Consider the following 13,075-nt stretch of genomic DNA (forward strand, 5'->3'; position numbering starts at 1 on the left):
CTCAACACTGCGCTGGTCGTGGCCGAGGCGGTCTATGGCTATATCGGCAACTCCACCGCCCTGCTCGCGGACGCCGGCCACAATCTCTCCGACGTGCTCGGCCTGGTCGTGGCGTGGGGCGCCGCAATCGCGGCGCGGCGCGCGCCGAGCGGACGCTTCACCTACGGCCTGCGTGCCTCGACCATCCTGGCGGCACTGGCCAATGCCGTGTTCCTGCTGGTCGCGACCGGCGCGATCGGCTGGGAGGCGATTTTACGCCTGCGCGAGCCGGAGCCGGTCGCGGGGGTGACCGTGATGGTGGTCGCCGGCATCGGCATCCTCGTCAACGGTTTCACCGCCATGCTGTTCGCGAGCGGTCGCAAGGACGACATCAACATCGAGGGCGCCTATCTGCACATGGCCGCCGACGCCGCCGTCTCGCTCGGCGTCGTCGTCTCGGCGGCGCTGATCATCTGGACCGGCTGGCTCTGGCTCGACCCCGTCACCAGCCTCGTCATCTGCGCCACCATTCTCTGGAGCACGACCAGCCTGCTCCGCGGCTCCGTCGACATGTCAATGGCGGCCGCCCCCAAGGGCACCGACCTCGCCGCGATCAGGGCGCTCCTGCTGGCGCGCCCGGGTGTGTCCGCGATCCACGATCTGCACGTCTGGCCGATCTCGACCACCGAGACGGCGCTGACCTGCCATCTCGTCATGCCCGCAGGTAGCGGCGATGCGTTCCTGATGGAGACCGCGCAGATGCTGAAGACATCCTTCCGCATCGGCCACACCACGCTTCAGGTGGAGACGCATCCGGATAATGGCTGTGCGCTGGCGCCGGATGACGTGGTGTGAAACGGCATTTGCTCAGCTTCAACTGCGCACAACGGCGTCGAGCAGCGAGCGCTACGACGCCTTCGCCGTCACGATCCAGATCGCGCCCTGAAGTGCCACCGACTGTCCCTTCAAAAACGGCGCGAGCATTTCGCGGATCGAGGCCTTAGCGGCCTCATACGTCTCCGGCGGATGCCCTTGCAGCGCACGGCTGGCCGGGCCGATCTGGAGCGCGCCGTCGACGGCGGCCTCGAGCCCACCGTCGATGGCGATATCCATCGCGAGATTGTGCGGCTCCATCGCCACATCGACGAAGCCCGCCCCTTTCAGGATGCGCATCACGCGCTCTTCGGATGCGAAGGCGAACGGGCCCGGCTCCTCCGGCCCGACCGGCGGCATTTTGGGCACGTGCTTGTAGACCGCCATCAGCGGCGCCATCATCCACGGGTTCTCCTTCGGCTCACGCCAACAGGCGAAGGCGAGCCGCCCGGACGGCTTCAGCGCGCGACGAAGGTTGGTGAAGGACGCAATGGGATCGGCGAAGAACATCACGCCGAAGCGCGAGGCCAGGAGGTCAAAGCTCGCCGGCTCGAACGGATGCACCGTCGCATCCGCCAGCACGAAATCGAGCGGCAGGCCCTTTGGCGCCAGCGCACGCGCCTGCGACAACATGGGGTCGGAGACATCGAGGCCGAGCGCGAAGCCGTTTGGCGCCACCGCCTTCGCAAATGCCACCGTCGTTGCGCCGGAGCCGCAGCCGACGTCGATCACGCGCTCGCCCGGCTTCGGCCCGGCGCGATCGATCAGGACATCCGCGATCGGCCCGAGCAACCTCTCCTGCACCGCATGTCGATCGGCCCAGCGTTGCCCGCTGGGGCCGTTCCAATAGGCGATCTGGTCGACATTCTGCTCGTGTCCGCTGGGTTGCTGCATCGGGACCTCATCGCGCACTCACGCGCCGTTCAGCCCATATCACGAACCGAAGTTGCGGCCCATTCAAATTGAAGGTCGGACGGGCACCGCTTGGATGCTTGTGCCTGGAGCCTACGAATTCGGCCAGGGCAGTTGGGCCTTGAGCTTCTCGCCAAGCAACTCCTCGCCGCAGGCGCTCAGATGATCGGGATCGCTGAACGTCAGACAATCGCCGGTCAGCAGGAAATACTGATCGACCTTGAGCACGTCGTAGAATGACAGATACTTGAAGGTCTGTGGCCCTTCGGCGACTTCCTTGGCAATCTCGGCGTCCAGCGCCTTGAAATGATGGAGCGAGACGGGATTCATCCTGAACGCGTCCCTTGCGATTGACGGCGGATCGCGGAAGTTGACCCGTGCTTCGACAAAGGGACCGAGCCACACGATCTTCGCCAGCGGCGCGATCGTCCGCAGATAGTTGATCGTGAAGGCGACCTTCTCGTAATTGATGAGATATCCCGTCTTCCACTCGAACAGGTGGTGGTTTTCCGAATTGCCTTCCAGGTCGGTCAGAAGGTGAGCTCCCGACACGTTGAAGACGATCCCGCGCACGGAAGCTCCGTTGCGCTCGAGGAAGCCCTTGAGCCTGGAATACGGACAGGCATCGCTGTCGTTCCACGCACGGCAGCCTTCGTCGACCAGACCGACGACGAACTCGCCGGGGCTCGCCTTGGCCACCGCATTGTAGACGTTCTCGCCGTGGGAATCGCCGACGACCATGGTGGCCGGGCCAAACTTCTCGGCACAGGATCGAAACCGCGCCTCGAACGCCTCGTCCGGACGGGGAGACCAGAACTGGCAGCCACGGTCGATCAGCCGGGCCTTGATATCGCGCAAGCCATATTGCTTTATGAGCGCATAGGCCCGCTGGGTCGCCATGTCGTTGCGGGCGAGATAGCTGTTCTCGAGCCCGCCGGTGAAGATGCCGACCAGGCCGAGGCCGGCCAGTCCCGCGGAGGCAGCACCGCAATAGGCGAACACCTCGTTCCGGGTGAGCCGCTTGCGGTCGCGCGCCGGGCGCTCGACCAGCACGTAGGTCAGGTAGGCCAGGAGCAGCGCAATCGCCGAAAGGCCGATGAAGACCGGGATATTGGCCTCATAGATCGCGCCGAGCCGCGCAAACGCAAACACGGGCTGATGCCAGAGATAGGCGCTGTAGCTGATCAGGCCGATGCCAACGAGGCCGCGCGTCGCAACGATGCGGCCCGATAGCGTATCGGGTCGCAGGAACACGATCGCCAGCGCCGTGCCGAGTGTCGGCGGCAACGTGTAAACGCCGGGATAGGGAATGTTGTGATAGGTGAAGATCGGAATCGCGATCAATGCAAGACCGAGCAACGCAAGCGGCTCGGCGAGCCGGCGCGGCAGGCGCCGCGCTTCGGTCTCGATGCGGCACAGCGGCAGCAGCGCACCGATCAAAAGCTCCCAATACCTTGCCGGCAGGAGGTAGAAGGTCGCTGCCGTCGCGTGACGCGATCCCCAAACAGCGAGAGCGAAGCTCAGTACAGCGGTCGCGACAAACAACGCGATGGCGTGACGTCGACCGAGCTTGAGCAACAAGAACAGCGCGATAGGAAAGACCAGATAGAACTGCTCTTCGACCGCAAGGCTCCAAGTATGGACGAGTGGCTTGAGCTCGGTCGGCCCGTCGAAATATCCGCTTTGCGACCAGAAGAAGAAGTTCGAAACGAAACCGCAGACCGAGAGCAGGCTCCTGGCGAACTCCTCGAGATCGCGCGGGCTCAGCGAATAGATGGCGAACGGAATGCTCGCAAGGCAGACCAGGAACAAGGGCGGCAGAATGCGCCGGGCGCGCCGCTCGTAGAAGCCGACGAAGCTGAAGCCGCCATTTTCATATTCGTCGAGGATGATCGACGTGATCAGATAGCCGCTGGATCACGAAGAAGACGTCGACTCCGACAAAGCCGCCCGAGAATCCGGGAACCCCGGCATGATAGAGAATGACAGGCAGGACCGCGATCGCTCGCAGGCCGTCGATCTCCGGTCGGTAGGGCAGCTTGGTCGGCATATGGCCGGCGTCGGATCCAGGTGGTGCTTGGCAGGGCAGCCGCTCTACGCGTCCCAGTTCGGGCCGATATGCCCGACGCGAAGACCGGCCGCAAGCACAAGATGCAGCCGGAACCGATGGCCGTCGGCTCGGTGCTGCCCGCTCGGCCCGTTCCAATTGACGAGGCAGTACCGAAAAACGCGTTGGTGGGCGGTCACGGATTCGAACCGCGGACCCTCTCGGTGTAAACGAGATGCTCTAACCAGCTGAGCTAACCGCCCCTCGCCGCCTCTTTATCCCTACCCGCCCTCGATGAGCAAGTACGGAACATCAATCCTGCGGCCTCCCCGGCAGCCCCGGCACGGCGTCGATCCACACTGCCGCCGACTGGCACCAGATCTGTCGGCTGGGCCTCAAAGCGTCGCGCTGGCGGATGCTGCCCCAGCGGATGCCCCAGTCGTCGGCCTGGTCGCCCTCGCCGCTGGTGAACAGCGGGGAACCACAGTCGGCGCAAAAATGCTGGAAGCGCATCCGGCCGTTGTCGCCGCGCTTGCCGTAGATTTTTGGCGTGCCGCCGGTGAGCTTGACGTCGCCGGCGGAACAGATCGCGGTGACCCGGAACGGTGATCCCGTCAGCGTCTGGCAGTCCTGGCAATGGCAGACCGAGACCGCCTCGGGGTCGATCTCGGCTTCAAAGGTGATCTGCCCGCAATGGCATTGCCCGTCGATCTGCATCGCCCTCGTTCCCTTGCATCAAAGCAAAAACGGCGCCCGAAGGCGCCGTTTTATCATCTTTCGCTGGAGCTCAGTGAGCGGTCAGGCCGCCAGCGGCTTCGTCGCCGTCCGGCTTCACCGTCACCTTGGTGTCCTCTTCCCAGACGATCGGCACCGGCTTCTTCACCAGCGCCCTGGCGACGACGTCATCCAGCCGCGAGACCGGGATGATCTCCATGCCGCCCTTGATCGCATCGGAAATCTCCGTGAGATCCTTGGCGTTGTCCTCGGGGATCAGCACCGTCTTGATGCCGCCGCGGGCAGCAGCCAGCAGCTTCTCCTTCAGACCGCCGATCGGCAGCACGCGGCCGCGCAGCGTGATCTCGCCGGTCATCGCGACATCGTGGCGGACCGGGATGCCGGTCATGACCGAGATGATCGCGGTGGCCATCGCCACGCCCGCCGACGGACCGTCCTTCGGCGTCGCGCCTTCCGGCACGTGCACGTGGATGTCGCGCCGGTCGAACAGCGGCGGCTCGATCCCGTAGACGATCGCGCGCGAGCGGACGTAGGACGCCGCCGCCGAGATCGATTCCTTCATCACGTCGCGCAGGTTGCCCGTGACCGTCATCTTGCCCTTGCCCGGCATCATGACGCCTTCGATGGTCAGCAGCTCGCCGCCGACATCGGTCCAGGCAAGGCCGGTGACGATGCCGACCTGCGGCTCGCTCTCGATCTCGCCGAAGCGGTACTTCGGCACACCCAGAAGCTCTTCGAGCGACTTCTCGGTGACCTTGACCGACTTCTTCTTGGAGATCATCAGCTCCTTCACCGCCTTGCGGGCGAGTGTGGAGAGCTCACGCTCCAGGTTACGCACGCCCGCTTCGCGGGTGTAGCGGCGGATCAGCAGCAGCAGCGCGTCGTCGTCGATCGAGAACTCCTTGGAGTCCAGGCCGTGCTTGGACACCGCGTTCGGGATCAGGTGCTTGCGCGCGATCTCGACCTTCTCGTTCTCGGTGTAGCCCGCGATCCGGATGATCTCCATGCGGTCCATCAGCGGTCCCGGAATATTGAGCGTATTCGCGGTCGTGATGAACATCACGTTGGACAGATCGTAGTCGACCTCGAGATAGTGGTCGTTGAAGGTCCCGTTCTGCTCGGGGTCGAGGACCTCGAGCAAAGCCGAGGACGGATCACCGCGGAAGTCGGCGCCCATCTTGTCGATCTCGTCCAGCAGGAACAGCGGATTGGACGACTTGGCCTTGCGCATCGACTGGATGATCTTGCCGGGCATCGAGCCGATATAGGTGCGGCGGTGACCGCGGATCTCGGCCTCGTCGCGCACGCCGCCGAGCGAGACGCGCACGAACTCGCGTCCGGTCGCCTTCGCGATCGACTTGCCGAGCGAGGTCTTGCCGACGCCGGGAGGTCCGACGAGGCACAGGATCGGTCCCGTCAGCTTGTTGGCGCGCGACTGCACCGCGAGATACTCGACGATACGTTCCTTGACCTTCTCCAGACCGTAGTGATCGGAGTCCAGGATGGCCTGCGCCGATTCCAGGTCCTTCTTGACCTTGGACTTCTTGTTCCACGGGATCGACAGCAGCCAATCCAGGTAGTTGCGCACGACGGTCGCTTCCGCGGACATCGGCGACATCTGGCGCAGCTTCTTCAATTCGTGCTGCGCCTTCTCGCGCGCTTCCTTGGAGAGCTTGGTCTTGGAGATCTTCTCTTCGAGATCGGCGAGCTCGTCGCGACCGTCGTCGTCGCCGAGTTCCTTCTGGATCGCCTTCATCTGCTCGTTGAGATAATACTCGCGCTGGGTCTTCTCCATCTGGCGCTTGACGCGAGAGCGGATGCGCTTCTCGACCTGGAGCACCGAGATCTCGCTCTCCATCAGGCCCAGCACCTTTTCGAGGCGCGTGGTGACCGACAGCGTCTCCAGGATGCCCTGGCGATCCGCGATCTTGACGGCGAGATGGGAGGCGACCGTGTCGGCGAGCTTGGCGAAATCGGTGATCGCCTGCACGACGCCGACGACCTCGGCCGAGATCTTCTTGTTGAGCTTCACATAGCTCTCGAAGTCGGACACGACCGAGCGTGCCAGCGCTTCCGCCTCGACCGACTTCGCATCGGTATCGGCGAGCGCAATCGCGGTCGCTTCATAGTAGTCGGCGCGATCGGTGTATTTCTGCACGCGCGCACGCTCGAGCCCTTCGACCAGCACCTTCACGGTGCCGTCGGGAAGCTTCAAGAGCTGGAGCACGCTGGCAAGCGTACCGGTCTCGTAAATCGCATCGGGCGCCGGATCATCGTCGGACGCGTTCTTCTGCGTCGCGAGCATGATCAGCGCGTCGTTCTTCATCACCTCTTCGAGCGCGCGGATCGACTTCTCGCGGCCGACGAAGAGCGGCACGATCATGTGCGGGAAGACGACGATGTCGCGCAAGGGAAGCACGGGATAAGCGTGCGTTTCGCCATGGACGATGGTTGGCCTGGGTTTTGGATTAGTCATGGCCTTTTCCTTTTGCTTTGCCCCCTTACACGCAGCCCGCCATGCTCATGCGCAACCGCCACAAGGTGCCGAGGTGATCCACAAAACCAGTCTACCATTCCAAGGGTGGACCGGGCTTGCCGGATCGGAACTGAGGCGAATCTTGAAGAGAATTCACGCTCGCCGCCGACATTAGGTGGCTATCGACCGGGGGGGTGTCAAGTCATTGAAAAACGCGCGCCATCAGGCGCTTACGCACACGGGTAAGCGACGCAAACTCGGCTGCGGAGATACCTTCCGCAGCCGTCACTTCTCAGGACGATTGGAGCGTTCCAGCGCCGCAAATCAGGCGCTGGCGTTCTCGACGGCGCGATCGGATCGATCGGCGTAGATGTAGAGCGGACGGGCCGTGCCTTCCACGACTTCGCGGGAAATCACGACTTCTTCCACACCTTCCAGACCCGGCAGGTCGAACATGGTCTCGAGCAGGATCGCCTCGAGGATCGAACGCAGGCCACGGGCGCCGGTCTTGCGCTCGATCGCCTTGCGGGCGACCGCGCCAAGCGCCTCGTCGGCGAAGGTCAGCTCGATGTTCTCCATCTCGAACAGGCGCTGGTACTGCTTCACAAGCGCGTTCTTCGGCTCGGTCAGGATCTTCTTCAGCGAGGTCTCGTCCAGATCCTCGAGCGTCGCCACGACAGGCAGACGGCCGACGAACTCGGGGATGAGACCATACTTCAGGAGATCCTCAGGCTCGACGTGACGGAAGATCTCGCCGGTACGGCGATCCTCCGGCGCGAGCACCTGGGCGCCGAAGCCGATCGAGGTCGACCGTCCGCGTGCCGAGATGATCTTCTCGAGGCCGGCGAAGGCGCCGCCGCAGATGAACAGGATGTTGGTGGTATCCACCTGCAGGAACTCCTGCTGCGGATGCTTGCGGCCGCCCTGCGGCGGGACCGAAGCCACCGTGCCTTCCATGATCTTCAAGAGCGCCTGCTGCACGCCCTCACCCGACACGTCGCGCGTGATCGAGGGATTGTCGGACTTGCGGCTGATCTTGTCGATTTCGTCGATGTAGACGATGCCGCGCTGGGCGCGCTCGACATTGTAGTCGGCGGCCTGGAGCAGCTTCAGGATGATGTTCTCGACGTCCTCACCGACATAGCCGGCTTCGGTCAGCGTCGTTGCGTCCGCCATCGTGAAGGGCACGTCCAGAATGCGGGCGAGCGTCTGCGCGAGCAGCGTCTTGCCCGAACCGGTCGGACCGATCAGCAGGATGTTCGACTTCGCGAGCTCGACGTCGTTGTGCTTGGTCTGGTGGTTGAGGCGCTTGTAGTGGTTGTGCACCGCGACCGACAGGACCTTCTTCGCGTGGCTCTGGCCGATCACGTAATCGTCCAGCACCTTGCAGATTTCCTTCGGCGTCGGAATGCCGTCGCGCGACTTGACCAGCGAGGACTTGTTCTCCTCGCGGATGATGTCCATGCAAAGCTCGACGCACTCGTCGCAGATGAAGACCGTGGGACCCGCGATCAGTTTGCGGACTTCGTGCTGGCTCTTGCCGCAGAACGAGCAATATAGCGTGTTCTTGGAGTCGCTCGTGCCGACCTTACTCATTCATGTCTCCGTCCGCGGTTCGATCCCGTTCCGCTCGATCGCTCCATCCCGACACACCGGTCGGTATGAAGTTCAAATAGAGCAAATTCCGTACCAAAAAAGACCCTACGCGCTACATCCCGTGCGAATCACGGTCACTCGATTCTCCCGCGATCATAGCGGATCATTCGTAGCCAACCATGCTGTCACCCGACTATCAAGAATTCGCTAATCGGGGGTCGCCGGCTACCCGTGACAATACCGTGATTTCAGGTCTTGGCACGGGCGAAGTGATCGAAATCACCCCGGCGTTGCTGGATTGCCACGAAAAACAAGCACGAAAGCGGAACTTTCTGCTTGTCGCAGGGCGCAAAACAGCGTTTTGCAGTGCGCACACGAGTCCTAAACGTGAACGCTCCCCTGAAGGTACCCGGGCGCCCCCGAGGGACGCCGCTACCGACCGGTAGTGCTACTGGGTCTTCGCCGCCGCCGGCTCTTCGGCGCGCTTGTCGATGACCCTGTCGACCAGGCCGAACTCCTTGGCGTCGTTGGCGGTCAGGAACTTGTCGCGTTCCAGCGCGTCCTCGATCGTCTTGTAGGTCTGGCCGGTATGCTTCACGTAGATCTCGTTGAGCCGCTTCTTCAGGTTCAGGATTTCCTGCGCGTGCAGCATGATGTCGGTGGCTTGGCCCTGGAAGCCGCCGGAGGGCTGGTGCACCATGATGCGCGCGTTCGGCAGCGAGAAGCGCATGTCCTTCTCGCCGGCGGCGAGCAGCAGCGAGCCCATCGAGGCCGCCTGCCCCGTGCACAGCGTCGAGACCGGCGGGCGGATGAACTGCATGGTGTCGTAGATCGCAAGGCCCGACGTCACCACGCCGCCCGGCGAGTTGATGTACATCGAGATTTCCTTCTTCGGATTTTCCGCTTCGAGGAACAACAGCTGCGCGACGACCAGCGTCGACATGCCGTCCTCGACCGGACCGGTCAGGAAAATGATGCGCTCTTTCAGCAGGCGCGAGAAAATGTCGTAGGCGCGCTCGCCACGGTTGGTCTGCTCGACCACCATGGGCACGAGGTTCATGTAGGTTTCAACCGGATCGCGCATGAGTCACCTAGGGTTTTCGGAGGCGGACATCGCCACTCTTGGCTGCCAGTTTGGCTGGATTTGCCGGAAGGCCGATGGACGCCCGTGATGCAGGAAGTTGGTAGCGGTAGAAGTTTGGGTACAGGGTGTACCGACAGATATAGCCCAATTCGCGCCAGACAAGTGCGGAGCGAATTAAGACTTAATCCGCCGGGCACTTGAAGCTGATTCTCGCAAGAAGGCCCAGCCAGCCACATGGCTAGCCGGGCCCTTCCGCAGATCATCCTTAATAGAAGACTGTCTCAAAGCCTTCAGGCCGCGGTCTTTTCCGCCTCATCGTCCTTGTAGAGGTCCTCGCGCGAAACCTTCTTCTCAGTCACGTTGGCGAGCTCGAGGATGAAGTCGACGACCTTGTCCTCATAGATCGGCGCACGAAGCTGGGCCAGCGCCTGGGCGTTGCTGCGGTAATAGTCCCAGACTTCCTTCTCGCGGCCGGGCATCTGGCGGGCCCGCTCGATCACGGCGCGGCCGACCTCGTCGTCGGTCACGGTGATCTTGTTCTTCTCGCCGATCTCGGAGAGCACGAGGCCGAGGCGCACGCGGCGGTCGGCGATCTTGCGGTACTCTTCCTTGGCGGCATCTTCGGTGGTGTCCTCGTCGGCAAAGGTCTTGCCGGCCGAGTCCATCTCGGCCTTGACCGAGTTCCACATCAGATTGAACTCCTCGTCGACGAGCGAGGGCGGCGCCTCGAAGCGATGCGCCTCGTCGAGACGGTCGAGCAGCGCGCGCTTGACGCGCTGGCGCGTCGCACCGGCGAACTCGGCAACCAGACGCTCGCGCGCGGCTTCCTTCAGCTTGTCCAGCGATTCGAGGCCGAGCATCTTGGCGAACTCGTCATCGATCGCAATGTCCTGCGGCGCTTCGATCGAGGTCGCGGTGGTCTCGAACTCGGCCGGCTGGCCGGCGAGCTTGTCGTTCATGTAGTTCTTGGGGAACGACACTTTCAGCGTGCGCGTCTCGCCCGCGGCGATGCCGGTGAGCTGCTCCTCGAAGCCGGGGATGAAGGTGTTGGAGCCGATGACGACCTGGATGCCCTCGCCGGTGCCGCCCTCGAAGACTTCGCCGTCGATGGTGCCCTTGAAGTTGATGGTGACGCGGTCGCCCGACCCGGCCTTGGCGCCGTCGGCCTTCGCGGCATAGCCGCGGTTGGTGTCGGCGATGCGCTTGATCGCCTCGTCGACGTCGGCGTCGGTAACGTCAGCCACGGGCTTCTCGACCTGGAAGGTCTTGAAGTCGGCGAGCGCGATCGACGGCACCACCTCGATCGCAACCGTGTAGGTCAGATCGGTCTTGCCGCTCAGCAGCTCCTCGACCTCGGCCTGCTCGCTCGGCATCGTGATCTTCGGCTCGGTCGCGAGGCGGAAGCCGCGCTCGGAGAACAGCTGCGTGTTGGTGTCGCGGATGGTCTGGTCGATGGTCTCGGCCATCACCGAGCGGCCATAGACCTTCTTCAGATGAGCGACCGGCACCTTGCCGGGACGGAAGCCGTTGATGCGGACCTTGTCCTTGAGGTCGACGAGCTTGGCGCCGGCCTTGGCGTCGAGATCAGACGCGGGAACGCTGATCTTGAACTCGTGCTTCAAACCTTCCGAGAGGGTTTCTGTGACCTGCATGGCGTCCAATCTTCTTCTCGTTCGGCCCCGGCACGCATGCGTCGGGACGCTGTCATTAATCGATCCAACGCGAGGCAAACGCCTCAACGCCGGTGGTTCATCAGAGCCCTGCTCCAGACGGAAAACATCCGCACGAAGCGAGGCCCTTCGGTAATCCGTGCAAACGCTGAAAGCGCTTGGTGCGGGCGGAGGGACTCGAACCCCCACAACTTTCGTCACTGGAACCTAAATCCAGCGCGTCTACCAGTTCCGCCACGCCCGCGTGAATTTGCATCAAGACCGGCCGCGATGCCGCGGGCGGCCGGGCTTATAGCATGCGCCTGACTGTTCGCAGCAAAAAAATGGCCTGATGGAGGCAGGCTTCAAGTAGGCACGATGGCTGGACTTATCCAGCGCGGCGTGGTCCGGATCGGGCCATGAAACCGCGGATCTTTCACCCGAGCCGACGCGAGGTTCTGGTTGGCCTCGGAGCCTCGGCTGCGGGGCTGATGGCCGGCGGCGCAGGTCCGTCCGTGACCGCCCAGATCGCCCTTCAGGCGAGGCCGGCAACGCTGGCTCTGAAGCCGGGGCAGCCGCCCACACCAATCTGGGAGCTGGCCGCCGTAAGCCATACCAGGGGCGTCCATCTCAAGCGCGGCGACCGCTGCGAGGTGGTGTTCCGCAACGACCTGCCTGTGCCGCTTGCCCCAGTCTGGTACGGCCTCAACGGCCCGGCTGCGGCGGACCCGCTGCGAGGGCGCGCGCCGACGGCGCCGGACGCGACTGAAACTTCAATTATTTCAATACCAAACGCCGGAACCCTGCTGACCGACTTTCGCCTCTTCGAGGACGGCCTGAAGCAGCCGGCGCGGCCGCTTCCGATCATCGCGGAGGAGACGAGCCGCATCGCCGTCGATCGTGACGAGGTCCTGCTGATCGAGGAATGGCGCCTGCGGCCGGATGGGACCGCGCTGCCCCCGGGCCGCGACCCCAAGGACACGACCCCGCTCTATACAATCAACGGGCAGACTTCATGCGAGCTCTCAGCCGCCGCCAATGAGCGGCTGCGGCTGCGCTTTATCAATGGCTCCCAACGCACTGTCCTCGCAATCAAATTGGAGAATCACGAGGTCCGCGTGATGGCCCTGGACGGACAGCCGGCCGAGCCGTTCCCGGCCCGCAACGGCGCCCTGGTGCTGGCCCCGGGCGGACGGGCCGACGCCTTTGTGGACGCAGCCACATCGGCCCAATTTCTGCTGCATGACGGCAAGGAGGCCCGCCCGATCGGAAACCTCTCGATCTCCGGCAGACTGGAGCGGCGCGCGCCGCTGTTGCCGCCACAACCGCTCCCTGCGAATGCCCTGCCCGACCAGCTCGATCTCAAAGGCGCCCTGCGGTTCGATGTCGCGCTCGGTGCACCCGATACCGGTTGGACGCGGCCTGCGGATTTCTCCACCTCGTCGGCGCCGGCCTTCCGCACCAGGACCGGCCGCACCGTCGTGCTGCCCCTCAAGAACCCCGCGCCCCTCACCGCGGTGTTCCACCTGCACGGCCATCCCTTCCGCCTGCTCGACAAGCTCGACGACGGCTGGAAGCCCTATTGGCTCGACACGCTCGCGATCGAGTCCGGCCAGACCCAACGCATCGCGTTCGCGGCGACCTCGCCCGGACGATGGCTGATCGAATCCGTCGTGACCGACTGGGCCGCGCCGCGGCTGGTGCGCTGGTACGCGGTGGAGTGA

General features: G+C 63.7%; 10 protein-coding genes and 2 tRNA genes. 2 read left to right on the forward strand and 10 right to left on the reverse strand.

The features are described 5' to 3' along the window. Positions 1-18 precede the first annotated feature (18 nt). The gene (locus tag ACE10W_RS22055; protein ID WP_375761955.1) at positions 19-834 is read left to right on the forward strand and encodes a cation diffusion facilitator family transporter; all 816 of its coding nucleotides are present in this window, start codon (positions 19-21) and stop codon (positions 832-834) included. 51 nt (positions 835-885) lie between these two features. Here ACE10W_RS22055 and ACE10W_RS22060 read toward each other — a convergent pair whose 3' ends face one another. The 10 genes from ACE10W_RS22060 to ACE10W_RS22105 all read right to left on the reverse strand — a co-directional run bounded on the left by ACE10W_RS22060 (position 886) and on the right by ACE10W_RS22105 (position 11,616). Continuing rightward, positions 886-1,746, reverse strand: a complete 861-nt coding sequence (locus tag ACE10W_RS22060) for a class I SAM-dependent methyltransferase (RefSeq protein ID WP_375761956.1) — start codon at positions 1,744-1,746, stop codon at positions 886-888. A gap of 111 nt (positions 1,747-1,857) precedes the next feature. Continuing rightward, positions 1,858-3,669, reverse strand: coding sequence for an acyltransferase family protein (locus ACE10W_RS22065; RefSeq protein WP_375762769.1), 1,812 nt, complete (start codon positions 3,667-3,669; stop codon positions 1,858-1,860). After that, positions 3,638-3,814: an acyltransferase family protein gene (locus ACE10W_RS22070; RefSeq protein WP_375761957.1), complete on the reverse strand. Its 177-nt coding sequence runs from the start codon at positions 3,812-3,814 to the stop codon at positions 3,638-3,640. Before ACE10W_RS22070 ends, ACE10W_RS22065 begins: the two co-directional genes overlap by 32 nt. A 183-nt stretch (positions 3,815-3,997) precedes the next feature. Then, positions 3,998-4,074, reverse strand: a tRNA-Val gene (locus ACE10W_RS22075). A 49-nt stretch (positions 4,075-4,123) separates the two neighbouring features. Further along, entirely contained in the window at positions 4,124-4,528 is a 405-nt protein-coding gene (locus tag ACE10W_RS22080; protein ID WP_011087706.1) for a GFA family protein, read from the reverse strand. Between the two features lie 70 nt (positions 4,529-4,598). Then, positions 4,599-7,022 carry an endopeptidase La gene (gene lon, locus ACE10W_RS22085; RefSeq protein WP_011087707.1) on the reverse strand — a complete coding sequence of 808 codons (2,424 nt, stop codon included), beginning with the start codon at positions 7,020-7,022 and terminating at the stop codon, positions 4,599-4,601. Positions 7,023-7,346: 324 nt separating this feature from the next. Further along, the gene (gene clpX, locus ACE10W_RS22090) at positions 7,347-8,618 is read right to left on the reverse strand and encodes an ATP-dependent Clp protease ATP-binding subunit ClpX (RefSeq protein WP_008547851.1); all 1,272 of its coding nucleotides are present in this window, start codon (positions 8,616-8,618) and stop codon (positions 7,347-7,349) included. 448 nt (positions 8,619-9,066) lie between these two features. Next, the gene (locus ACE10W_RS22095; RefSeq protein WP_011087708.1) at positions 9,067-9,702 is read right to left on the reverse strand and encodes an ATP-dependent Clp protease proteolytic subunit; all 636 of its coding nucleotides are present in this window, start codon (positions 9,700-9,702) and stop codon (positions 9,067-9,069) included. Between the two features lie 290 nt (positions 9,703-9,992). After that, positions 9,993-11,354, reverse strand: coding sequence for a trigger factor (gene tig / locus ACE10W_RS22100; RefSeq protein ID WP_375761958.1), 1,362 nt, complete (start codon positions 11,352-11,354; stop codon positions 9,993-9,995). A gap of 177 nt (positions 11,355-11,531) precedes the next feature. Beyond that, positions 11,532-11,616 (reverse strand) — tRNA-Leu (locus ACE10W_RS22105). Between the two features lie 154 nt (positions 11,617-11,770). On the opposite strand from ACE10W_RS22105, the gene ACE10W_RS22110 reads away from it, so the two are divergent. After that, the gene (locus ACE10W_RS22110; protein WP_375761959.1) at positions 11,771-13,075 is read left to right on the forward strand and encodes a multicopper oxidase domain-containing protein; all 1,305 of its coding nucleotides are present in this window, start codon (positions 11,771-11,773) and stop codon (positions 13,073-13,075) included.

It is taken from the genome of Bradyrhizobium sp. B025, from assembly GCF_042257955.1.
GTDB lineage: Bacteria > Pseudomonadota > Alphaproteobacteria > Rhizobiales > Xanthobacteraceae > Bradyrhizobium > Bradyrhizobium diazoefficiens.